Annotated in this window: 23 protein-coding genes and 1 pseudogene; 12 read left to right on the top strand and 12 right to left on the bottom strand. The window is 71.0% G+C overall.

Annotated features, from left to right (window positions below; all coding sequences use genetic code 11):
- The first annotated feature begins 2 nt into the window (after positions 1 to 2).
- From OG711_RS27160 to OG711_RS27150, 3 genes are all read left to right on the top strand, one after another.
- Complete coding sequence (locus OG711_RS27160; protein WP_329561006.1) at positions 3 to 578, top strand: hypothetical protein; 576 nt, start codon at positions 3 to 5, stop codon at positions 576 to 578.
- Entirely contained in the window at positions 575 to 832 is a 258-nt protein-coding gene (locus tag OG711_RS27155; protein WP_079185058.1) for a hypothetical protein, read from the top strand. The genes OG711_RS27160 and OG711_RS27155 overlap by 4 nt, the downstream gene beginning before the upstream one ends.
- A gap of 84 nt (positions 833 to 916) precedes the next feature.
- The gene (locus tag OG711_RS27150) at positions 917 to 1,417 is read left to right on the top strand and encodes a GNAT family N-acetyltransferase (RefSeq protein ID WP_329561003.1); all 501 of its coding nucleotides are present in this window, start codon (positions 917 to 919) and stop codon (positions 1,415 to 1,417) included.
- Between the two features lie 22 nt (positions 1,418 to 1,439).
- On the opposite strand, the gene OG711_RS27145 is transcribed toward OG711_RS27150, so the two are convergent.
- Positions 1,440 to 2,129 carry a peptidoglycan recognition protein family protein gene (locus tag OG711_RS27145; protein WP_241561814.1) on the bottom strand — a complete coding sequence of 230 codons (690 nt, stop codon included), beginning with the start codon at positions 2,127 to 2,129 and terminating at the stop codon, positions 1,440 to 1,442.
- A 275-nt stretch (positions 2,130 to 2,404) separates the two neighbouring features.
- Here OG711_RS27145 and OG711_RS27140 point away from each other — a divergent pair, with 275 nt between their 5' ends.
- Positions 2,405 to 3,205: a CPBP family intramembrane glutamic endopeptidase gene (locus tag OG711_RS27140; RefSeq protein ID WP_329561000.1), complete on the top strand. Its 801-nt coding sequence runs from the start codon at positions 2,405 to 2,407 to the stop codon at positions 3,203 to 3,205.
- 87 nt (positions 3,206 to 3,292) lie between these two features.
- Here the strand turns inward: OG711_RS27140 and OG711_RS27135 are convergent, their stop codons facing one another.
- Complete coding sequence (locus tag OG711_RS27135) at positions 3,293 to 3,430, bottom strand: hypothetical protein (RefSeq protein WP_329560998.1); 138 nt, start codon at positions 3,428 to 3,430, stop codon at positions 3,293 to 3,295.
- A 235-nt stretch (positions 3,431 to 3,665) separates the two neighbouring features.
- Between OG711_RS27135 and OG711_RS27130 the strand changes: the two genes are divergently transcribed.
- Positions 3,666 to 4,073 (top strand): RidA family protein, encoded by a 408-nt coding sequence (locus tag OG711_RS27130; protein ID WP_073793603.1) that lies wholly within the window; start codon positions 3,666 to 3,668, stop codon positions 4,071 to 4,073.
- A 72-nt stretch (positions 4,074 to 4,145) separates the two neighbouring features.
- Here the strand turns inward: OG711_RS27130 and OG711_RS27125 are convergent, their stop codons facing one another.
- Both OG711_RS27125 and OG711_RS27120 read right to left on the bottom strand, forming a co-directional pair.
- Positions 4,146 to 5,678 carry an MFS transporter gene (locus tag OG711_RS27125; protein ID WP_329560996.1) on the bottom strand — a complete coding sequence of 511 codons (1,533 nt, stop codon included), beginning with the start codon at positions 5,676 to 5,678 and terminating at the stop codon, positions 4,146 to 4,148.
- Positions 5,679 to 6,077: 399 nt separating this feature from the next.
- The gene (locus OG711_RS27120; protein WP_073793604.1) at positions 6,078 to 7,460 is read right to left on the bottom strand and encodes a glycine--tRNA ligase; all 1,383 of its coding nucleotides are present in this window, start codon (positions 7,458 to 7,460) and stop codon (positions 6,078 to 6,080) included.
- A gap of 253 nt (positions 7,461 to 7,713) precedes the next feature.
- Here OG711_RS27120 and OG711_RS27115 point away from each other — a divergent pair, with 253 nt between their 5' ends.
- The 4 genes and pseudogenes from OG711_RS27115 to OG711_RS27100 all read left to right on the top strand — a co-directional run bounded on the left by OG711_RS27115 (position 7,714) and on the right by OG711_RS27100 (position 11,738).
- A complete protein-coding gene (locus OG711_RS27115; protein ID WP_266515284.1) occupies positions 7,714 to 8,877 on the top strand; it encodes a metal ABC transporter substrate-binding protein in 1,164 nt (387 codons plus the stop codon).
- Between the two features lie 320 nt (positions 8,878 to 9,197).
- Positions 9,198 to 10,013, top strand: coding sequence for a metal ABC transporter ATP-binding protein (locus tag OG711_RS27110; RefSeq protein ID WP_073793606.1), 816 nt, complete (start codon positions 9,198 to 9,200; stop codon positions 10,011 to 10,013).
- A gap of 10 nt (positions 10,014 to 10,023) precedes the next feature.
- Positions 10,024 to 10,926, top strand: a pseudogene (locus OG711_RS27105) (metal ABC transporter permease); the annotation flags it as partial.
- 398 nt (positions 10,927 to 11,324) lie between these two features.
- Entirely contained in the window at positions 11,325 to 11,738 is a 414-nt protein-coding gene (locus OG711_RS27100; protein WP_073793607.1) for a Fur family transcriptional regulator, read from the top strand.
- Positions 11,739 to 11,843: 105 nt separating this feature from the next.
- Here the strand turns inward: OG711_RS27100 and OG711_RS27095 are convergent, their stop codons facing one another.
- The 3 genes from OG711_RS27095 to recO all read right to left on the bottom strand — a co-directional run bounded on the left by OG711_RS27095 (position 11,844) and on the right by recO (position 14,098).
- Positions 11,844 to 12,428 carry a YcxB family protein gene (locus OG711_RS27095; protein WP_329560992.1) on the bottom strand — a complete coding sequence of 195 codons (585 nt, stop codon included), beginning with the start codon at positions 12,426 to 12,428 and terminating at the stop codon, positions 11,844 to 11,846.
- Between the two features lie 74 nt (positions 12,429 to 12,502).
- The gene (locus OG711_RS27090) at positions 12,503 to 13,333 is read right to left on the bottom strand and encodes an isoprenyl transferase (RefSeq protein ID WP_073793609.1); all 831 of its coding nucleotides are present in this window, start codon (positions 13,331 to 13,333) and stop codon (positions 12,503 to 12,505) included.
- Between the two features lie 15 nt (positions 13,334 to 13,348).
- Positions 13,349 to 14,098, bottom strand: a complete 750-nt coding sequence (gene recO, locus OG711_RS27085; protein ID WP_073793610.1) for a DNA repair protein RecO — start codon at positions 14,096 to 14,098, stop codon at positions 13,349 to 13,351.
- 463 nt (positions 14,099 to 14,561) lie between these two features.
- Between recO and OG711_RS27080 the strand changes: the two genes are divergently transcribed.
- Entirely contained in the window at positions 14,562 to 15,677 is a 1,116-nt protein-coding gene (locus OG711_RS27080; protein WP_329560989.1) for a DUF5937 family protein, read from the top strand.
- A 21-nt stretch (positions 15,678 to 15,698) separates the two neighbouring features.
- On the opposite strand, the gene OG711_RS27075 is transcribed toward OG711_RS27080, so the two are convergent.
- From OG711_RS27075 to OG711_RS27065, 3 genes are read right to left on the bottom strand one after another with little or no spacing between them, the layout of a single operon-like run.
- On the bottom strand, positions 15,699 to 16,535 hold the full coding sequence (locus OG711_RS27075; protein ID WP_329560987.1) for a helix-turn-helix domain-containing protein: 837 nt from the start codon (positions 16,533 to 16,535) through the stop codon (positions 15,699 to 15,701).
- Entirely contained in the window at positions 16,532 to 17,026 is a 495-nt protein-coding gene (locus OG711_RS27070) for a DUF6879 family protein (protein ID WP_329560985.1), read from the bottom strand. The genes OG711_RS27075 and OG711_RS27070 overlap by 4 nt, the downstream gene beginning before the upstream one ends.
- A 16-nt stretch (positions 17,027 to 17,042) precedes the next feature.
- Positions 17,043 to 17,237, bottom strand: a complete 195-nt coding sequence (locus OG711_RS27065; protein ID WP_329564067.1) for a hypothetical protein — start codon at positions 17,235 to 17,237, stop codon at positions 17,043 to 17,045.
- Between the two features lie 181 nt (positions 17,238 to 17,418).
- On the opposite strand from OG711_RS27065, the gene OG711_RS27060 reads away from it, so the two are divergent.
- Positions 17,419 to 17,796, top strand: coding sequence for a VOC family protein (locus OG711_RS27060; protein ID WP_266515299.1), 378 nt, complete (start codon positions 17,419 to 17,421; stop codon positions 17,794 to 17,796).
- Positions 17,797 to 17,853: 57 nt separating this feature from the next.
- Here the strand turns inward: OG711_RS27060 and OG711_RS27055 are convergent, their stop codons facing one another.
- Positions 17,854 to 18,327: an NUDIX hydrolase gene (locus tag OG711_RS27055; RefSeq protein ID WP_329560983.1), complete on the bottom strand. Its 474-nt coding sequence runs from the start codon at positions 18,325 to 18,327 to the stop codon at positions 17,854 to 17,856.
- An 83-nt stretch (positions 18,328 to 18,410) separates the two neighbouring features.
- Positions 18,411 to 19,370 (bottom strand): RNA polymerase sigma factor SigJ, encoded by a 960-nt coding sequence (gene sigJ, locus OG711_RS27050; protein ID WP_329560981.1) that lies wholly within the window; start codon positions 19,368 to 19,370, stop codon positions 18,411 to 18,413.
- A gap of 167 nt (positions 19,371 to 19,537) precedes the next feature.
- On the opposite strand from sigJ, the gene OG711_RS27045 reads away from it, so the two are divergent.
- Complete coding sequence (locus OG711_RS27045; protein WP_329560979.1) at positions 19,538 to 19,942, top strand: hypothetical protein; 405 nt, start codon at positions 19,538 to 19,540, stop codon at positions 19,940 to 19,942.
- Positions 19,943 to 20,452 lie beyond the last annotated feature (510 nt).

The following is a 20,452-nucleotide window of genomic DNA, read 5'->3' as shown; positions in this document are numbered from 1 at the left end:
GCATGACCACGCGCAACGGGCCGGTGTGGAGCGTTCCCCTCGACGGAGGGCGGATCGAGATCCCGTCGAGCATCGAGGGTGTACGAGCCGCCCTGGAGGCCAGGGGACTCGCGGAGTTCGACGCCGAGATCGCCCGGACCCCGGCCAAGCACCTGGTGTACGTGATTCTCGGCTGGGCGCTGCCGCCGGACGCCGAGGAAGCGGATCCGGAAGCCGTCGGCCGTCTCAAGAGCGGTGACTTCAGCGGTGTGCTGGACGAGAACGGAGAGGTGGTAGCCCCCACTCACCCGCCACTGGACGAAGCGGCGGGTGAGGTCGCCCCTGCGGTGTGGTCCACGGGCTTCCCTGTCGGGTCGAAGACCTTCCCGGCGACGATCGAGGGCATCCGCGCCGCCCTGGACACCGAAAGACTCCCTGACTTCGAGGCCGAGATCACCGGAACTCCGGGGCACGAGCTGACCTACGCCGCCCTGCGCTGGGGCTACCCGCCGGAGGAAATGGCCGAGGAAGACGCCCTGATCGCCGACCTGAAGGCCGCTGAGAAGCGCTCGTCCGACCAAGGAGCTGAGGGCGCGTGAGCCGCTACCGCATCCAGTACGCGGGCGAGGCCGAGAAGGTCCGCGGCCAGATGCCGGCCGCCTTCCGCGCCAGATTCGACGCGGCGATGGCGTCCACGTTGGGCAACGACCCCTACGGTCACGGCTCCAGGCCGGCGGTACCCGGGCAGGAGCCGACCCGGCGGCACGCGACCGTCGCGGGCGCGATCGTCCGTTACTACGTCGGCGGGCCACCGTCCCTGGTGGTCACAGCGGTCAAGATCATTCATGGCTGACGCAGCCCAACGAACGTCCAGGCGCCCGGTCACCGTCCGGGACCCTACCGCCGTATCTGTAGGACACCACCCCAGGGACCGTTCATGAGCGACGACGTACGCATCACCCCCATGCGGCCCGAGCATTCCGCGCGCGTGCTGGCGATCTACCGGCTCGGGATCGACGGGGGTGACGCGACGTTCGAGAGTGCCGCGCCCACCTGGGAGAAGTTCGACGGGGCGAAGCTGCGGGCGCACCGGCTGGTGGCGCTCGACGGCGGCGGTCGCGTACTCGGCTGGGCCGCCGTGTCGCCGGTGTCCGACCGGGAGGTCTACGCGGGAGTGGTCGAGCACTCGGTGTACGTGGACCCGGACGCGCGGGGCCGGGGCGTCGGGGGCGCGCTGTTGCGGGCGCTGCTGGAGTCGACGGACGCGGCGGGGATCTGGACCGTGCAGGCGGGTGTCTTCCCGGAGAACACCACGAGCATCGCGCTGCACCTGCGTACCGGCTTCCGGGTGGTCGGCACCCGGGAACGGATCGGCCGCCGCGAAGGGGTCTGGCGGGACGTGGTCCTGCTGGAACGCCGCAGCCCGTACGTGAACTGAGCCCGGGACCAGGGGTGTTCCGTCAGGCCCGGGACAACCGTCGCACGCGGCGCATGACCGCGTCGCGCTGTCCCGCCCGTATCGGTCCGGGGCAGGCGTGCCCGCCCCACGAGGCGCCGCCCATCTCGTGGGTGCCGAGGCCACGGCCGTCCGGGGAGTCGGCGACTTCGAGCGGCCAGCCGTGTTCACGGGCGCCCCAGGCGTAGACGCGGGCGACCGAGGCGACCTGTGCGGTGGTGAGGGGCTTGCTCGCGAAGCCGGAGGTCTCCAGGGAGGCCCATCCGACGTTGCCCGCTCCTTGCGTCCAGGCGCGGTCGTGGACGGATATGTACTGCTCGATCACGCCCGCCTGCGAGACCCAGAAATGGGCGGAACTCCTGGTCGAGGGGTCGGAGAAGCGCTCGAACAGCGAGCCCTCGCCCTCCTGCACATGCATGATCAGGCCCTGTTGTCCGCTCCGCCCGCCCCGGCGGAAGTTCTTGTCGATCGGCTTCCTGAGGACGCCGGGCATCCAGCCGGGAGGCCGGGGCGGGGTGGAGGCGGGCTCCATGCTGGGCGGCTGGGCGCGGGCCTGCGTCCGGGGCGCCACCGATTGCGCGGTCCGGTCCTGCCCGAGCAGGATCGCGACGGCCGGAGCGAGGAGAAGCCCCCCGCCGATGACGAACACACCGCGCCGGGTGGGCTCGGCCGGACGCCGGCGCTGCCCTGTCACGGGCACCTCCGCGTCCGTACACCGGGGACCGCGGGGATGTTAACGGGGATCGGCATGCCGCCCACCTTGAACCGCGCACATGATGGCACCTTGATGGCAATGTAACGAACAGACATCAGCGCCGACCCCGTGAACACCGAAGTGTTAAGGCTGGTCAGGGGATGATCCGGCACATTCGTTCTATTCCGCATGAGATTCTGTCGGGGAAGCCGCGGCGACGTGCGACCGCGCCCGGTGGGGGCGGGGCGCGGTCGCCGCCCGGGGAAGGGGCGGAAGTGCTCGACAGGGTGGAAGCGGAACAGGACGGCCGGCCCGGCCGCGGGCTGTCATGGCCGTGGTTCCTGGTGGTGGTGATCGTCTACGCGGGCATCATCCAGGGCCTGGGTCTGCTGATCGGCGTGGACACCGGCGACTCGGACAGCGCGTTCCCCGATGCCGAGGCCCTGGTGCGCAACGCGCTGATCCCGATCGGGGCGTCGATCGTGTTCGCCGCCGGGGTGGTCACCTGGCTCGGCTGGTGGGGCGAGGTGCTGAGTTACCGCGCCCCGGTGCGGCGTTGGGTGCGCTGGGTGCCGATCTCGATGATCGCCGTCGCCGTGCTGGGCCTGAACTACGGCCACCTCGCCGACCAGAGCGTCTCGCTGGTGCTCTGCGTGCTGCTGCTCGGGCTGTTCGTGGGGGTCGGTGAGGAACTGATGTTCCGGGGCATCGGCGTCCACGTCTTCCGGCGGGCCGGGCTCACCGAGGGCAAGGTCGCCCTCTGCTCCTCGCTCGTCTTCGGTCTCGTGCACGTCAGCAACGCCTTCGGCACGGGTGCACAGGCCGTCGTACAGGCCCTCGTCGTCACCACCTCGGGCTACTTCTTCTATCTGTGCCTGCGGGTGGGCGGCGCCATCTGGCTGCCGATGCTGGTCCACGGCCTCTGGGACATCAGCCTGTTCTCCAGCCAGGTGGGCGACCAGCCCAAGACCTACCTGGGCATGGCCCTGGTCATCGCCCTCCAGGTCACCTTGATCGTCGTACTGCTCGTCAGGCGCCGCACGATCGAACCGGTCCGCGCGGGCGCCCCGGGCTGACCGTCGGTGGGACCAGTACGGGTGCAACGGGCCAGGGCTGTCACGCACACACGGGGACAGAAGGCTCGATCAGGATCGACGGCCGTTTCAGTCCACGGGGTCGTCGTGGAGGCGGCCGCTGAGGTCGGTGACCCAGTCCAGCGCCCAGGCGCGTAGGGCAGCGATCTCCTCGGTGCTGAGGCCGTACGCGGCGAATTCGTCGTCCTCGTCCCACGAAGAGCACAAGGTCCGGCCCTACGTGGCAAGGGTGTCCCGGAGGATGCGGCGGCTGCGAAGGAGTTCCGCGCGCGAGCCCTTGATGCCATGGTCACCATCAGGTTCCCCAGTCACCGGAAAGTGCGTTCTTCCATGTCAGCGGCCACTCTCCTACGGTTCCCCAGTAACCACTGGAGACCATCGGGCGACGTTCCGCCCGTGGGGAAGCGGGCCCTCGGGCTCGTGCGACAAGGAGGCGGGCGGTATGGCCATCACGCTGGTGAACCCGGAGGGGCTGCCGGAGGTCGGGGCGTACAGGCAGGTGTCGGTGGCGTCCGGGTCGAGGCTGGTGTTCGTCGCGGGGCAGGTCGCCTGGGACGCCGACGGGGTCACGGTCGGTGAAGGTGATCTCGCCGCGCAGGTCGAGCGGTGCTATCTGAACGTCGCCACCGCCCTGGCGGGGGTCGGCGCCTCGTTCGACGACGTGGCGAAACTGACCGTGTACGTCGTGGACTGGACCCCCGACAAGATGCCCCTGTTCGCGGAGGGGGTCACGAGGGCAGCCGCCAAGCTCGGAGCCGCCCCCGTACCGCCGGGCACCCTGATCGGCGTCGCGGCACTGGACGTACCCGAGCACCTGGTGGAGGTCGAGGCCACCGCGGTCCTCGACTGACCTGGTCCAGCGTGTCCGGTACCGCCGAACCCGGACCGTCGCCGGTGAGAGCCCTCACGAGAGGCCCTGCCGTTACCGCCGCGTACCCGTACCCGTCACCCCGTCCGCCGTCGGGGACCCCGACGGCTCGGCTGCGTCCGCCGCCGTCCCCGACCGCCCCGACAGCATCGCCGTCACCACCGCCGCGCCGGCCACGCACGCGCCCGCCACCCACCACAGGGCGATGTGCCACGCGCTGGTGAAGGCGTCCGCCAGGGCGCCCCGGCCGGGGCCGGCCGGGAGGTTGCCCGCCGCGATCTCCTTGGCGAGCGCCGCCGAGCCGACCCGGCTCTGGAGCAGACTGATCAGCAGCGAGCCGAACACCGCCAGGACCAGGGCCTCCGCGCCGCCCCGGACGGTGTTGAGGAACCCGGCGGCCATCCCGGCGCGTTCCGGTTCGACCTGGCTCATCGCCTGGCCGTCGGTGATGCCGAAGGACACGCCCATTCCGATACCGACGAGCACCAGCGGACCGGACAGTTCGAGGGCCCCGATCCCCGGCCGCAGCACGGTGAGCCAGGCGCTGCCGACCGCGATGAGCAGCAGCGCGAGCCCCATCAGCAGCCGCGCCGGGACCCCCCGGGTGATCAGCCAGCCGCCGAACTGCGGTGCGACGAGGACCGGGACCGTCATCAGGAGCATCGTCGCCCCGGCACCGGAGGCCGAGCTGCCGGAGGCGCCCTGGAAGTACGTGGGCAGGAAGGTCAGCGTGCCCATGAACCCGACCGAGGTGACCAGTGTCGCCACGCACCACGCGGTGTAGCGGCGGTTGCGGATCAGGGTGAGGTCCAGGACGGGATGGCCGCTGCGGCGCTCCACCCGGACGAACACCCCGAGCAGCAGGACGCCCAGGACGAGCGCGCCCACGATGAGCGGGTCGCCCCAGCCGATCTCGGGGCCCTCGACCAGCCCGGTCATCACCAGCGCCAGCCCGAGGACGAAGGTGAGCACGCCGGGCTTGTCGACCCGGGGGCGTTCGGCGGCCCGGGACTCGGCGATACGGACGCTGCCCACCAGGACGACGGCCTGCACGACTACGTAGAAGAGGAACCCAGCGCGCCAGCCGAGCCCGCCGACGAGCCAGCCCGAGAGGGTCGGGCCGAAGGCGATGCCGACGCCGACGACGGTCCCCATCGCGGCGAACGCCCGGGTCCGGGCGGCGCCGTCGAAGGTCGTCGCCAGGATGGCCCCCGCGCTCGCGAGGACACCCGCCGCGCCCACTCCGGCGACCGCCCGCGCCAGATCGAGGACGAGGATGTGCGGCGCGAGCGCGCTGACGAGCGACCCGAGGGCGAAGAGCGCGCCGCCCGTGACGAAGATCCGCCGCCGCCCGAAGAGGTCGGACAGCGAGCCCGCGACCAGGGTGACCGTCGCGAAGAGCAGGTTGTAGATGTGCACGACCCACATCAGGGGCGCGCCCGACGTATCGAGATCCCTGCCGATGCCGGGCAGGGCGACGGCGGCGCCCGAGATCGACATCGGGACGACGAGGACCCCGAGCAGGACGACGGCGAGGGTCGCACCCGGATTCGGCCGTGACGGCGGTACTTCACGGGCAGCGTTCAACGTTCGCTCCGTTTCGGTGGGGGAAGGCCCGGGTCCTCCCGGGCCGGCCTGGAACGGTCACGAACGTAGAAGTTCAAGTGAGCTTGAGGTCCAGTGGGACGATCGTCCTACGGCGCGGGGCGGAGGCGCCCCGGCCCAGTGGACGAGGCGATATCCGGCCTGGCAGGCACCCCGCGAGGCGATATCCGGCCTGCGGGTACCCCAGGCACCTTGGGTACCCCAGACATCCCGGGCACTCCAGGCACCCCGGGTACCCCAGACATCCCGAGCGCTCCAGGCGCCCGGGGTACCCCGGGCACGTACTCCACGTACTCCCCAGGGCGCCGCATCGCCCCGGACGCGCCGGAACCCCGGTCCCGTACGTGGTGCACGGGGCCGGGGTTCCAGGTGTACGGCGGTTCAGCAGCCGATCAGACGGGAGGCCAGGTAGCCCTCGATCTGGTCGAGGGAGACCCGCTCCTGCTTCATCGTGTCGCGCTCACGCACGGTGACCGCATTGTCGTCGAGGGTGTCGAAGTCGACGGTGACGCAGAACGGCGTACCGATCTCGTCCTGGCGGCGGTAGCGGCGGCCGATGGCACCCGCGTCGTCGAAGTCGATGTTCCAGTTCTGGCGCAGCGCGGTGGCCAGGCCCTTCGCCTTCGGCGACAGCTCCGGGTTGCGGGACAGCGGCAGGACGGCGACCTTGACGGGCGCGATGCGCGGGTCGAGGCGCAGCACGGTCCGCTTCTCCAGCTTGCCCTTGGCGTTGGGCGCCTCGTCCTCGATGTACGCGTCGAGGAGGAAGGCGAGCATCGTGCGGCCGACACCGGCGGCGGGCTCGATGACGTAGGGGGTCCAGCGCTCGCCGGCCTCCTGGTCGAAGTACGAGAGGTCCTGGCCGGACGCCTTGGAGTGCGCCGACAGGTCGTAGTCGGTGCGGTTGGCGACGCCTTCCAGCTCGCCCCACTCGTTGCCGCCGAAGCGGAAGCGGTACTCGATGTCGGCGGTGCGCTTGGAGTAGTGGGAGAGCTTCTCCGCCGGGTGCTCGAACCAGCGCATGTTCTCCTCACGCAGGCCGAGACCGGTGTACCAGTTCCAGCGCTGCTCCATCCAGTACTCCTGCCACTTCTCGTCCTCGCCCGGCTTGACGAAGAACTCCATCTCCATCTGCTCGAACTCGCGGGTCCGGAAGATGAAGTTGCCGGGCGTGATCTCGTTGCGGAAGGACTTGCCCATCTGCGCGATGCCGAACGGCGGCTTGCGGCGCGAGGTCTGCTGGACCTGGGCGAAGTTGGTGAAGATGCCCTGCGCGGTCTCGGGCCGCAGATACGCGACGGAGCCGGTGTCCTGGGTGGGGCCGAGGTGCGTGGCGAGCAGACCGGAGAACGACTTGGGCTCGGTGAACTGGCCCTTGTTGCCGCAGTTGGGGCAGTTGATGTCGGCGAGGCCGTTCTCGGGAAGCCGGCCGTGCTTCGCCTCGTACGCCTCCTCCAGGTGGTCCGCGCGGTAGCGCTTGTGGCAGGAGGTGCACTCGGTGAGCGGGTCGCTGAAGGTCGCGACGTGGCCCGACGCCTCCCACACCTCGGTGGCGAGGATCACCGACGAGTCGATGCCGACGACGTCCTCACGGGACGTGACCATGTAGCGCCACCACTGACGCTTGATGTTCTCCTTGAGCTCGACGCCCAGCGGTCCGTAGTCCCAGGCGGCGCGCTGGCCCCCGTAGATCTCACTGCAGGGGTAGACGAAGCCACGGCGCTTGCTCAGGCTGACGATGGTGTCGATCTTGTCGGCGGCCACGGTGCTCTCTTCATTACGACGGATGACGACGGATGACGACGGCGCGAAGCGATTGCTTCAGAGCGAAGCCATCAGGTTACCGGCGCGGGCGGGGGCCGGGCCAACTCCGGTTGGCCTGCCCGCCCTGGTACCGGTACGCGCGAGGCGCCCCGCGACACCATGATCACCCAGGACACCGCCGACTCGTTCGGGTGACGCGGACGACATCCCGGTTTATTGACAATCGTTTCCACAATTGTTGAAAATGAGAGTCATGAACGTACGACGTCTGATACCCGGCACCGCCGTGGCGGCCACCGCCCTCCTCGGCCTCGGCGCCCTGTCCGGCTGCTCCTCCTCGGACGCGGCCGGCGGGAGTGACGGCAAGCTGGACATCACGGCGTCGTTCTATCCGATGCAGTACCTCGCCGAGGAGATCGGCGGCGGCCATGTCGAGGTCACGACCCTGACCGAGCCCGGCCAGGAGCCCCACGACCTGGAGATCAGCGCCCGGCAGACGGCCGCGATGGAGGAGTCCGACCTGGTCCTCTATCTGAAGGGCCTCCAGCCCGCCGTCGACGAGGCCGTCCAGCAGTCCGAGGCCCGGACGAAGGTCGACGCGACCACGCTGACCTCGCTGGAGAAGGACGGCCCGGAGCCCGGGAAGTCCGCCGGGTCCGAGAAGTCCGCCGGGTCCGGGGAGCCCTCGAAGTCCGCGGAGCCCTCGAAGTCCGGCGAACCCGCAGGTGAGCACGCCGACGAGCACGGTCACGCGGAGGACGGGCACGGCCACGCGGAAGAAGGCCACGCGGAGGACGGGCACGGCCACGGCGAAGAGGAGAAGCCCGCCGGGGAGGAGAAGGCCGCCGAGGAGGAGGCCGGGCACGACGGGCACGACCACGGGCACTCCCACGACGGCCCCGACCCCCACATCTGGCTGGACCCGGTGCGTTACGCCGAGGTCGCGAAGGGGCTCGGCAAGGCCATGGCGAAGGCCGACCCGGACCACGCCGCCGACTACGACAAGAACACGGACGCCCTGGTGAAGCGGCTGGACGCGCTGCACACCAAGTTCGAGGGCGGGCTGCGCGACACCCGCACCGACGTCTTCATCACCACCCACTCCGCCTTCGGCTACCTCGCCGACCGCTACGGCCTCATCGAGGAGTCGATCACCGGTCTCGACCCGGAGAGCGAGCCCAGCGGCGCCCGGATCAAGGCCCTCCAGCAGACGGCGAAGGCCGACAAGGTCGACACCGTCTTCTACGAGACGCTCGTCTCCGACCGGACCGCGAAGACCCTCGCGAACGACGCCGGGCTGCGCACCGACGTCCTGGACCCGGTCGAGGGGATCACCGACAAATCCAAGGGCGACGACTACGTCCAGGTCATGGAGGCCAACCTCACCGCCCTGCGGACCGCGCTCGGCGCGAAGTGAACCACCGGGCGACGGAACCGGCGGCGGCCACGGACATGTGATGTCCAGCACAACAGCCGAAGCGTCGAAACCGTCGGAAGCGGCGGAAACGGTTGTAACCGGTGGAACGAGCGGAACGAGCGGGACCGGCAGAAGCAGCGGAACGTGCGGGACCCGACGGAACAAACGGAACAAGCAGAACCGGCAGCAGAAGCAGCGGGAAGTACCGGCAGAAGTACCGGCAGGACGAGCGGTACCGGCAGGACGAGCGGTACCGGCGACAGCGGCAGTACCGGCCACGGTGAAACGGACCGGAACGGCGATCGGAAGGGACACGGGCCATGGGTGACACGCAGAGCAAGGCGGAACGTTCCGCCACCGAACCGGGACGGGACGGCGACCCGGTCATCGCCCTGCGCGGGGTGACGGCCGAACTCGGCTCGCGTCCCGTGCTGCGCGGCATCGACCTCACCGTCCACCGGGGCGAGGTCGTGGCCCTGCTCGGCGCGAACGGCTCCGGCAAGTCCACGGCGGTACGCACCGTCATCGGACAGGTGCCGGTCACCGGCGGCACGATCGACCTGTTCGGCGTCCCCAGGGAGCGCTTCCGCGACTGGGCCCGGATCGGCTACGTACCGCAGCGGACCACGGCGTCCGGCGGGGTCCCCGCGACCGTCACCGAGGTCGTGTCCTCGGGCCGGCTCGCCCGTACCCGGTTCGGCCTGCTGCGGCGCGCCGACCGGGCGGCCGTACGGTCCGCGCTGGAGCGGGTCGGGATGGGCGACCGGGCGGGGGACCCGGTCGACGCGCTGTCCGGCGGCCAGCACCAGCGGGTGCTGATCGCCCGCGCGCTCGCCGCCGAACCGGAAGTACTGATCATGGACGAGCCGATGGCGGGCGTCGACCTGTCCAGCCAGGAGGTGCTGGCGTCGACCCTGCGGGACCAGGTCGCCTCCGGCGCGTCCGTGCTGCTGGTGCTGCACGAGCTGGGCCCGCTGGAGCCGCTGATCGACCGGGCGGTCGTCCTGCGGGAGGGCTGCGTCCTGCACGACGGCCCGCCCCCGAGGGCCGTCGGCCAGCACGCCCTGCCCGGTCACGACCATGTCCATCCGCACACCGCCCACCCGGAGCCGGTGCGCACAGGACTGCTGAGCTGAGGACACGCTGATGGAGATTCTCGACTACGCCTTCATGCAGCGGGCCCTGCTCGCCGCCGTACTCGTCGGCATCACGGCCCCGGCCGTCGGCATCTATCTGGTGCAGCGCCGCCAGGCCCTGATGGGCGACGGCATCGGCCATGTCGCGATGACCGGCGTCGGCCTCGGCTTCCTGCTGTCGACCTCGCCGGTCTGGATGGCGATGGCGGTGGCCGTGCTCGGCGCGGTGATCATGGAACTGATCCGCTGGTACGGCAAGACACGCGGGGACATCGCGCTCGCGATGCTCTTCTACGGCGGTATGGCCGGTGGTGTCATGTTCATCAACCTGGCGCCCGGCGGCTCGAACGCCAACCTCAGCTCGTACCTGTTCGGCTCGCTGTCCACGGTGTCGTCGCAGGACGTCCTCGCGATCTGCCTGCTGGCCGCGTTCGTGGTGCTGGTGACGGTCGGACTGCGGCGGCAGCTGTTCGCCGTCAGCCAGGACGAGGAGTTCGCCCGGGTCACCGGACTGCCGGTGCGGTTCCTGAACCTGCTGACGGCGGTCACGGCGGCGGTCACCGTCACCGTGGCGATGCGGGTCGTGGGGCTGCTGCTGGTCAGCGCCCTGATGGTGGTCCCGGTCGCGGCGGCGCAGCAGCTCACCCGCAGCTTCGCGGCGACGTTCGCGGTGGCGGTGGCGATCGGCGTCACGGTGACGCTGGGCGGCACGGTCACCTCGTACTACCAGGACGTCCCGCCCGGGGCGACGATCGTCCTGCTGACGATCGGCGTGTTCATCGCGCTGACCGCGCTGGCCACCCCGCTGGCCCGGCGCCGGGCCAGGGCAGCGGCGGCGGCGCGGGCCGCGGAGAGCGGCGAGCCCGGTCACGACGGCGGCTTCCCCCTGGAATGCGCCGTGCCCGACACGCGGACCGGGCGGGCGCCCGGCGGGAACGAGGCGGTTCAGCCGACTCAGCAGGTTCAGCCGGTCCAGCCGACTCAGCCGCAGCCGGTGCAGCGGGGCTCCGGCGGGAACGAGCCGATTCCGGGCCGGTCCCACGGGTCGTCCGGCGGGAACAAGCCGGTTCCCGGGCGGTCCGGCGGCAAGGGAGCCGCGACGGAAACGGGGCGGGAGTCCGGGGTGGAGGTCCCGTCGCCGCGCGCCTGACCAGCGGCCCGGCCCCGTACGACCGGCCGGCTCCGTCCCGCGGAACACCACTCGCGCACGGCCACGTCCCCGGGGTCCCCGGGGCCCCACGTGTTCATGTGACGACCGGGGGGGTACCCGCCTGGCACAATGGCCGGGCAGGAGACCAGGAGGAGGCCAACGTGACAGCCCCGGTTCGAGGCAGGTCCACCCGCCAGCGCGCGGCCGTGGCGGCGGCGCTCGAAGAGGTGGAAGAGTTCCGCAGCGCCCAGGAGCTGCACGACATGCTCAAACACAAGGGCGACTCCGTGGGTCTGACCACGGTGTACCGCACGCTCCAGTCCCTCGCCGACGCCGGTGAGGTCGATGTCCTGCGCACCTCGGACGGCGAGTCCGTCTACCGCCGCTGCTCCAGCGGTGAGCACCACCACCATCTGGTCTGCCGCGCCTGCGGCAAGGCCGTCGAGGTGGAGGGCCCGGCCGTGGAGAAATGGGCGGAGGCGATCGCCGTCGAGCACGGCTTCGTGAACGTGGCGCACACCGTCGAGGTCTTCGGTACGTGCGCGGAGTGCGCGCGGACCGCCGAGGCCGGCTGACCCGGCCGACGGTTCCCGGGAGCGGGCGCGGCCGGGTCGCGCCCGCGCCCCTCAGGACCCCGCCCGGCCCGGCCTCGCCCCGCCCCGCCGAAAGGGACGGTCGTCTCAGCCGCGCCGCAGGTGCCGGTCCAGCAGCTCCCGCAGCCGGTCCACGTCCTGCGGCGCCGCGACGCCCGCCTTCGGCAGGGCGAAGAAGCTCGCCGTCGACTTGTCCCCGGTGAACAGGGCGAACACGGTCGGGCCCTCCGCGTAGCGGCCGTACATCGACCACTTCGTCCAGGACACGATCTTCTCGGTGCTGAACCTGACCCCCTCGTCGTCCGCCACGGCGTGCACGGGCCCCTGGTGCTCCGCGATCCGCTGGTACGAGCGGATGTAGCTGTTCTGGATCAGGCTGAGCCACATCAGCGCCGTCACGATGGCCAGCGCCGCCCAGAACACGCCCCAGACGGGCTGGTCACGGCCGAACAGGGCCACCGGGAGGGCGCCCCCGGCGGCCATGGCGAGCAGGAGGACGCAGACCTGGAGGGCCCGGGCACCCCGCACCACCTTGGGCCGCAGGGACAGTGCCTCACGGCAGTGCTTGATCGTCGTCCGGTAGTGCAGCTCGACCGGCCCGCCGGACGCGGTCCCGCCGGCCTGTTCGGCGGCCTGAGCCGTCCCGGCCGTCACCGGTGTCGTGTCCGTCACGAGATGCCCCCTGTGGAGTACGTGGTTCCGTTCCGAGCGGAGCACGCCGGAACCCCGCTCCCGGGGGCCCCGCGTCAGCGTCCGCTGCCCGCCGCGAGCTGCTGCTCGTTCGGGATGGCGCCGCCGAAACGGCGGTCACGGGAGGCGTACTCGACGCACGCGCGCCACAGGTCCCGGCGGTCGAAATCGGGCCACAGCACGTCCTGGAACACCATCTCGGCGTAACTACTCTGCCAGATGAGGTAGTTGGAGGTGCGCATCTCCCCGCTGGGCCGCAGGAACAGGTCGACGTCGGGCATGTCCGGGTAGTACAGGTACTTGGCGAACGTCTTCTCGTTGACCTTCGACGGGTCGAGCTTCCCGGCGGCCACGTCCCGGGCGATGGCCTGCGCCGCGTCCGCGATCTCCGCGCGCCCGCCGTAGTTGAGACAGAAGTAAAGCGTCATCGCGTCGTTCTGCGTGGTCTGCTCCTGGGCGACCTGGAGTTCCTGGACGACGGACTTCCACATCTTGGGCATCCGTCCCGCCCAGCGGATACGGATGCCGAGTTCGTTCATCTCGTCGCGGCGGCGGCGGATCACGTCCCGGTTGAAGTTCATCAGGAAGCGGACCTCGTCGGGCGACCGCTTCCAGTTCTCGGTGGAGAAGGCGTACAGGGAGAGATTCTTGACCCCCACCTCCAGACAGCCCTTGAGCACGTCGAGGACGACGCCCTCCCCCACCTTGTGCCCCTCGGTGCGCGGCAGCCCGCGGTCCTTCGCCCACCGGCCGTTGCCGTCCATCACGACGGCGACGTGCTTGGGCAGCAGCTCCCCGGCGATCTTCGGGGCGGTGGCGCCGGACGGGTGCAGCTCGGGGATCTTGTACTCGCGCCGGGACCGGCCCAGGATTCCACGTCGTGCCATGCGGGGTTGTCTCTCCTAGCTCTTCTCTACGTAACGCAGGGAGCGCAGGCCGCGCTCCAGGTGCCAGTGCAGATACGCGGACACCAGCCCGCTGCCCTCACGGACATGGCGCGGCTCGCACGCGTCGGCGGTGGGCCAGTCGCCGGTGAGCAGCGCCCCGAGCAGTTCCAGGGCCTGCGGAGAGGGTACGACGCTGCCCGGCACCCGGCAGTCCCCGCATACGCAGCCGCCCGCGCCCACCGAGAAGAACCGGTTCGGCCCGGGCATTCCGCACTTGGCGCAGTCCCCGAAACTGGGCGCGTAGCCGTTCACGGCGAGTGAGCGCAGCAGGAACGCGTCGAGGACGAGATTCGGCGCGTGCTCGCCCCGGGCGAGGGTCCGCAGCCCCCCGACGAGCAGCAGATACTGCTGGACGGCGGGCTCGCCCTCGTGGTCGGTGAAGCGTTCGGCGGTCTCCAGCATGGCCGTACCGGCGGTGTACCGGGCGTAGTCGGTGACGATGCCGCCGCCGTAGGGCGCGATCGTCTCGCTCTGGGTGCACAGGGGCAGACCGCGGCCGATCAGTTCGCTGCCGCGTGCGAAGAACTGCACGTCGACGTGCGAGAACGGTTCGAGGCGGGCCCCGAACTTCGACTTCGTGCGCCGTACTCCCCGGGCGACCGCGCGCACGCGTCCGTGGCCGCGGGTCAGAAGCGTGATGATGCGGTCGGCCTCACCGAGCTTCTGGGTCCGCAGCACCACCCCGTCGTCCCGGAACAGACTCATGCGTTCATTCTCCCGCACGTACGGGGCCCGGCGGACCGCTCCGAAGAGTTCCGGTGCGCTTCGACGGTTCCGGTTCGCGGCGGCGTCCGATCTGCGGCGGGGGCGTCCGGTTCGCGGCGGGGCGGGAGTCCGGTCCGCGGCGGGGCGGGAGTCCGGTTCGCGGCGGGGGTCCGGCGCGGACCGGACGCGTTTCGGCGCGCCCCCGGGGCCCGGCCCGCCTGTCGGGTCACGGACCGTGACCGTACGGTGCGGGCTGGGGGTGCGGTGCGCTGTGGTGCGAGCCGGCGCCGTACGGGACGGGCCGGGGCGGTACGGGACGGGACGGGACGGGGCGGTACGGGACGGGCCGCGTGGACCAGTACCGGGGGCCGGGGCGGTGACCGGATCTCCGTCTCCGTACGACGAATGACGGACGTGGCCGATCGGGCACCCCATGGCAGGTGGGCCCGTGCACCATGGGGAGATGAGCGTCGACATCGACATCACGGGGCTGCCGCAGGAGCGCGTCACCTTCGGGCCGTCGCCGCTGGCCGAGCTCGGGGCGGCCCTGCACGTGCTCTCCGAACCCGGCCACCACCCGGGCCTGCGCGGCTGGGCGGCCTCGACCGCCGCGGGGCTGGAGCCGGATCTGCTGAGCCGGATGGCCGAGGCGGAGTTCCTGTGGCGGTCGACGCGGTCGGACATCCTGCTGCCCGGCCGCCCGGCGCCGTCGGCAACGCTGGCGCGGGAGCTCGACATGGTGGACGAGCTGGACGACGAGACGTACGTCGGGGCCGCGCTGGAGATCAACGCGGCGGGCTGCGAGCTGCGCGGCGCGGGCGGGCGCTCCCCGCTGGTGGACGACGCGGCCCGGGACGCCGCGCTGGAGCGGGCGTCGGCGCGCGGCCCCCGGCAACTCGATTTCGCACAGCGTCTGCTGAGGGACCCGGCGGCGGCCCGCGCCTGGATCAGACGGCTGCTGGAGGACTGCGACGAGGCGTTCTTCGCGGGGGTCTGGCAGCGCGTGCTCCCGCAACTCTCCGCCGACGCGGCGGAGAAGGGAGAGTTGCTGCGCCGCAGGAGCCTCACGGACGCGCTCAAGGCGGTCTCCCCGACCGTGGCCCTGGAGGAGGACGCACGGGGCCGGCGCATCACCGTCGACAAGTTGTCCCACGCCCGCGCGGACGCCGTACAGCAGGGTGTCGCCCCCGGTGTCACGTTCGTACCGAGCGCGTTCGGGTGGCCGCATCTGATCGTGCGGCACGCGCCGGGGTGGCGTCCCGTGGTCGGGTACCCGGTCGCCTCGCCGGAGGTGCGGCCAGGACCGGGCACGTCCGAGCTGGTGGAGAAGCGGCTGATGGCGCTGGCCCACCCGGTCCGGATACGCCTGTGCTGGGAACTGGCCCGCGCCCCGTGCACGACGAGCGAGCTGGCGAAGGGCTTCGGGATGACGGCGCCCGAGGTGTCACGCCATCTGAAAGCCCTGCGCGAGGCAGGAATGCTCACCACGAGGCGGCACGGACGGTACGTGCAGCACCAGTTGGACGTGGGGGTGGTGGCGCGACTGGGAGGCGACTTCCTCGAAGCGATCCTGCGCTGACGGCGGGACCCGGCCGTCGGACTACTGGTCGCCTTCCCGGCTTCGCGACAGCTCGTCCCTGACGGACTCCAGCAGTCTCGTCGACTCGTCGCCGCCCATGGCGTGCCGGGCGAACCCGGAGAACTTCGCGACGTACAGGGCGACGTCCCGGGGGTCGGTGACGACGACTTCCGCGTGCACGGTCTCGACGGTCACGGCCCGGTCGTCCCGGATGACGAACGCGTGGTTCGGGAAGTCATGCTTCCGCCCGGCCAGCGGCACGACCCGCACGTCCACGTTCGGCAGGCGGGACAACGACGCCAGCCGGTCGAGCTGACCGGCCAGGACCACGGGTGGAACGATCAGCCAGCGGAGTACCGGTTCGGTGATCACGAACCGGAACGTCTTGGTCTCGTCGTACAGCACTTCCTGCCGTTCAAGTCGCGCGGCGACCGTCCGGCGGACCGTCTCCTCGGACAGATCCTCGTGACGGGACAGGACCGCGCGCATGTACTCCGGGGTCTGGAGCAGACCCGGTACCAGCGCGGGTTGGAACAGCCGCAGAAGGCTCATCCTGGCCTCTACGGCCTGGAGTTGCCGCTGCGCCTTGTGGAGCCCCGCACGCTGGATCAGGCGCCACGCCGTGGCCTCCGTGGCGACGGCGCGCGCGGCGTTCATGTACTCCGCCTTGACGTCGTCCGAGACGCCGATGGCGGTCAGGATGCGATCGACGTCGTCAGCACTCGGCGACAGCTTCCCTGTCTCGATCTTGCTGAGCTTGCTCTGGGACATGACAGCGCCACGGGCCACCGCCTTCCCCGCCTTCCCGGAAGCGTTCCGCAGCACCCGCAGCGCGACACCAAGCTCTGAACGGTTCACTCGGCGTACTTTGCCCACCAATCCGCGAACGGCACAGCGTGAGCCAGCGCCATCTCCCGGTAGCCGACGTACTGGTCGCCCTGATCATCAGGGAGTACGTCGGCCCCAAGGAATCTACCGTCGTGGGTGTATCGCATCGGCACCGCGGTTACCGAGTCGAACAGCCAGAAGTCCTCAACGCCTACTAGCGGATCGGTCAGCCGGGTCACGTCGAGGATGAAGAACTCCTCACCCGCCGTCGCGTTCGTCGCGTAGCCCCACCCCAGTTCGAAGCGCAGATAGGACGTCAGCGGGCGCGTGACCACGTGCACTCGATAGACCCTGCGTCCGGCGCCGACATGCACACGCACCTCGTCCAGCCAGTCGGCGTTGTAGCCCTGCGGCTTCGGGCGACCGTCGAGGAACAGCCGGTACGCCTCGACGCTGCCCGAGTTGCTGTAGTCGTCACGGGTCTCCAGCCGGAACGCTTCCCGCTGGAAGCCGTCAAACATGGACCCCAGGGTGCGGTCAGTCACCGACCGGGACCCCGAACGCCTTGCGGATCAGTTCCATCGGAATCTCCACGAGGGCTTCGTGTGCGGGAATCACGAGCCCGTGATCCGTCGGTGTCCCGCCCTGAACGAGGATCGTGCCCCGGTCCGTCTTGTAGAGAGTGGGGCAGTCCTTCTTGTCGCACGTTGTCGCCAGTACGGTCACCTGCATGCGCTCGGTGCGAGCTGTGCCGCTGTCCCTCATGAGCGTTCCCCTCACCGCACCGCCCTTCGCGGGCGGTGCTTGCCGTGGTCCCGGGCTGCCTCCGTCCCATGGTTCCGGCCCGCCGGGGCCGGGGGCAAGAGGTTCCTCTTTCCGGAACGGGAAACCGTGACGCCCTACCATCGGGCGCATGATCGCGGAATTGCAGTGCGTGGTGCTGGACTGTCCCGAACCGGCGCGGCTCGCCGCGTTCTACGCCGCGCTGCTCGGCGGGACGGTCGACCGGCCGGACCCCCGCTGGGCGGTGGACGGTGACTGGTCGACCGTGCACACCCCGGGCGGTCAGGTCCTCGCCTTCCAGCGGGTACGGGATCATCGTCCGCCCGCGTGGCCCGACCCGGCGCGCCCCCAGCAGTTCCATCTCGACCTCGGCGTCCCCGACCTGGACCGGGCAGAGCCGGAAGTCCTGGCGCTGGGCGCACGGCTGCTGGACGCGGGCCCGGGGGACCAGGGTTGGCGGGTCTACGCGGACCCCGCGGGCCACCCGTTCTGCCTGGTGCGCCACTGACGCCGACCCGTGGTCATCCGTCGCGGTCCTGGGTGGCGGCCCCGTCTCGCTACGGGATCAGTGCTGGATCAGGCCGCCTACCGGGACGGGAGCGACATGGCCGGTCGCCGGGAGGGTCCGCGCCAGGTCGAGGCCGATGTCGACCAGCGATGACCGCCGCAGGCCCGCGACCTCGGTGAACGGGGTCCAGACGCACCCGGCGGTCGCCCCGTTCGGCTCGGGCCGGAGTCTGCCGCCGGTGATACGGACCTGGTAGAAGACGCCGACGTTCTGGTGCTCCGGTCCACCGGGGACAGCGCGTTCAGCGGCGGGGATGATCCTGGAGTCCACGCCCAGCAGCCGTTCGACCACCGCCTCGCAACCGGTCTCCTCCGCGACCTCCCGGATCACCGCGTCGAACGGATCCTCCGCCTGCTCGACCCTGCCGCCCGGCAGCGTCCAGTTGATCCCACCCTTCGCCGGTACGTGGGCGGCGAGCAGCACCCGCCCGTCCTCGACGCACACGGCGTACGCCGCCAGCCGGAAACTCATCCGGCGGACGCTACCCGAAGTGCGGTGCGGCGCTCCGTCCGCCGAGGTGCGCCCGGCTGCCGGGACGGGGGGGCGGCGGCCGGTCAGCTCCGCTCGTTCCACGCCTGGAGCTTCTCCGGGTTGCGGACGGCCCAGATGTGGGTGACCCGGCCGCCGGTGAGGCCGAACGCGGCCACGGTCACGGTGACGCCGTCGTGCTGGGCGACCAGGCCGGGGCGGCCGTTGACCGTCCGCTCCAGCAGCGTCAGCCCGGGGGCCTTGGCCGCGATATGGATCAGGTACTCCGCGATGCGCTCGCCGCCCTCGACCGGGCGGAGGGCGGCGCCTGCCAGTCCGCCGCCGTCCGCGACCATCGTGGCGCCGGGGTCGAGAAGACCGACCAGCGCCTCGATGTCCTTGGCCTCCCACGCCTCCTTGAAATCCCGCACCACACCGGCCTGCCCTGCCGCCGGAACGGCCGGGGCCTTCGCGGCACGCACCCGCTTGCGGGCCGAGGCCGCCAGCTGACGGCAGGCCGCCGGTGTCCGGCCGACCATCCCCGCGACCTCCGCGAAGGGGTACCGGAAGACATCGTGCAGGATGAACGCCACGCGTTCGGCCGGTGTCATCGACTCCAGCACGACGAGGAACGCCATGCTCACCGACTCGTCCAGGGTGACCCGGTCGGCGGGGTCGGCCGACCCCGCCCCGCCGCCGCCCGCGCGCCCGCTCATCCACTCCGTACGGTCGGGCAGCGGCTCGGGTATCCACTCCCCTACGTAGCGCTCGCGCCGGACCCGCGCCGAGCCGAGCACGTCCAGGCAGACACGGGTGGCCACCGTCGTCAGCCAGGCACCCGGTGACTCGACGGCCTCCTGCCGCTCCCGCGACAGCGCGTACCAGCGGGCGTACGTCTCCTGGACGGCGTCCTCGGCCTCGGCCAGTGAACCGAGCAGCCGGTAACCGATGTTGATCAGCCGCCGCCGCTCACCGACGACCACGCCCAGGGTCGGCTCGGACCGATCACGCACGGGCTCGGACGGCGTACTGGACGGGCTGCTCATGGTCGCGCCTTCTCCCTGGTTCGTCCCGGCCGTTCCCGCTCCCGCCTCGGCGGAACACCGCACCGGACCGTGGCTCCGGCGTCCCGCCTCACATCCCGCGAGCCCACGTCGTCGGAGTACCGAGACACTACCGATCCGCCGCCGCGAGGCGAAGAAGGGACCGAGCCATGGCCGCACGGACGACGGCAGGGCACCGCAGCCACACCTTCCTCCAGGTCGCGATATCCCTCCAGACCCTGGCCCTGCTCTTCCAGACCGTCACCGCCGGGATACTCCTGTCCTCGTCCCACGGCTACGCCCTGCACGACATCGGATCACGCGTGCTGTACGCCGCGTCGATGCTGTACGTGATCGCCGCGATCCTGACGTGGCGACCGGGCGGCGGCCCGCCCCGCCCGATCCTGTACGCGACCGGGTTCCTGGTACTCGCCTCGGTGCAGGTGGCGTCGGGCGTCGCGCACGTGACGTCCCTCCATGTCCCCCTGGGCATGCTCATGTTCGGCCTGAGCGTGCTGGCGCTGGTCCAGGTGCTGTCGGCCAGGCGGTCGCAGCGCTCCGGCACCCGGTCGTAGCCGCCGCGCGACGATCGGCCGTCGGCTCCCTCGGCTCCGTCGGCCGTCGGCTCCGTCACCTCCGTCGGCTCCGTCATCGGGACTCGGCGTCGTGGCACGCGGTACAGGTCATCGGGCGATCGGCACGGGGATCCGGGGGTAACGGGGCCCAGCCGGTCAGCCGTTCCCGGCTCGCGCCAGCAGAAAAGTGGCCGCTCTGCCACGGCCATGACGGTGAAGTCGGCCACTCTAACGGGGTAATGCCCGACAGATCATGAAACAGTACATTAGGAAGGGCTACGAAGTAGACCGAAGACGACAAGTGACTGAGCTTCAGGTTCCTGTGTCCGAGCGCCCGACGCGGTTCGCCCGGTACCAGTAGCGGCATCGCGAAGAAGGGCCGAAACGGCCGCTTCTGTCTCCCACCCCAAGGAAACGACCGGCTGCGGGAACACACAGCCGGATGGCGATCGACGTCATGTCGGCCACGACCAGGTGAGCGTCCACCGGACGGTCCTCTTCCGCCCTCCG

Origin of the sequence: Streptomyces uncialis (genome assembly GCF_036250755.1) — a bacterium.
GTDB classification, from domain to species: Bacteria; Actinomycetota; Actinomycetes; order Streptomycetales; family Streptomycetaceae; genus Streptomyces; species Streptomyces uncialis.
This window is presented reverse-complemented; position numbering and strand designations above follow the sequence as displayed.

What these genes read in the sequence shown, in the direction of transcription:
- OG711_RS27160 (WP_329561006.1), top strand. Translation starts at nt 3, where the DNA reads ATGACCACGCGCAACGGGCCGGTGTGGAGCGTTCCCCTCGACGGAGGG.
- sigJ (WP_329560981.1), bottom strand. Translation starts at nt 19,370, where the DNA reads ATGAGCAGCCCGTCCAGTACGCCGTCCGAGCCCGTGCGTGATCGGTCC.
- OG711_RS27070 (WP_329560985.1), bottom strand. Translation starts at nt 17,026, where the DNA reads ATGTTTGACGGCTTCCAGCGGGAAGCGTTCCGGCTGGAGACCCGTGAC.
- recO (WP_073793610.1), bottom strand. Translation starts at nt 14,098, where the DNA reads ATGAGTCTGTTCCGGGACGACGGGGTGGTGCTGCGGACCCAGAAGCTC.
- OG711_RS27110 (WP_073793606.1), top strand. Translation starts at nt 9,198, where the DNA reads ATGGGTGACACGCAGAGCAAGGCGGAACGTTCCGCCACCGAACCGGGA.
- OG711_RS27080 (WP_329560989.1), top strand. Translation starts at nt 14,562, where the DNA reads ATGAGCGTCGACATCGACATCACGGGGCTGCCGCAGGAGCGCGTCACC.
- OG711_RS27115 (WP_266515284.1), top strand. Translation starts at nt 7,714, where the DNA reads ATGAACGTACGACGTCTGATACCCGGCACCGCCGTGGCGGCCACCGCC.
- OG711_RS27150 (WP_329561003.1), top strand. Translation starts at nt 917, where the DNA reads ATGAGCGACGACGTACGCATCACCCCCATGCGGCCCGAGCATTCCGCG.
- OG711_RS27065 (WP_329564067.1), bottom strand. Translation starts at nt 17,237, where the DNA reads ATGCAGGTGACCGTACTGGCGACAACGTGCGACAAGAAGGACTGCCCC.
- OG711_RS27130 (WP_073793603.1), top strand. Translation starts at nt 3,666, where the DNA reads ATGGCCATCACGCTGGTGAACCCGGAGGGGCTGCCGGAGGTCGGGGCG.
- OG711_RS27055 (WP_329560983.1), bottom strand. Translation starts at nt 18,327, where the DNA reads ATGAGTTTCCGGCTGGCGGCGTACGCCGTGTGCGTCGAGGACGGGCGG.
- OG711_RS27060 (WP_266515299.1), top strand. Translation starts at nt 17,419, where the DNA reads ATGATCGCGGAATTGCAGTGCGTGGTGCTGGACTGTCCCGAACCGGCG.
- OG711_RS27090 (WP_073793609.1), bottom strand. Translation starts at nt 13,333, where the DNA reads ATGGCACGACGTGGAATCCTGGGCCGGTCCCGGCGCGAGTACAAGATC.
- OG711_RS27045 (WP_329560979.1), top strand. Translation starts at nt 19,538, where the DNA reads ATGGCCGCACGGACGACGGCAGGGCACCGCAGCCACACCTTCCTCCAG.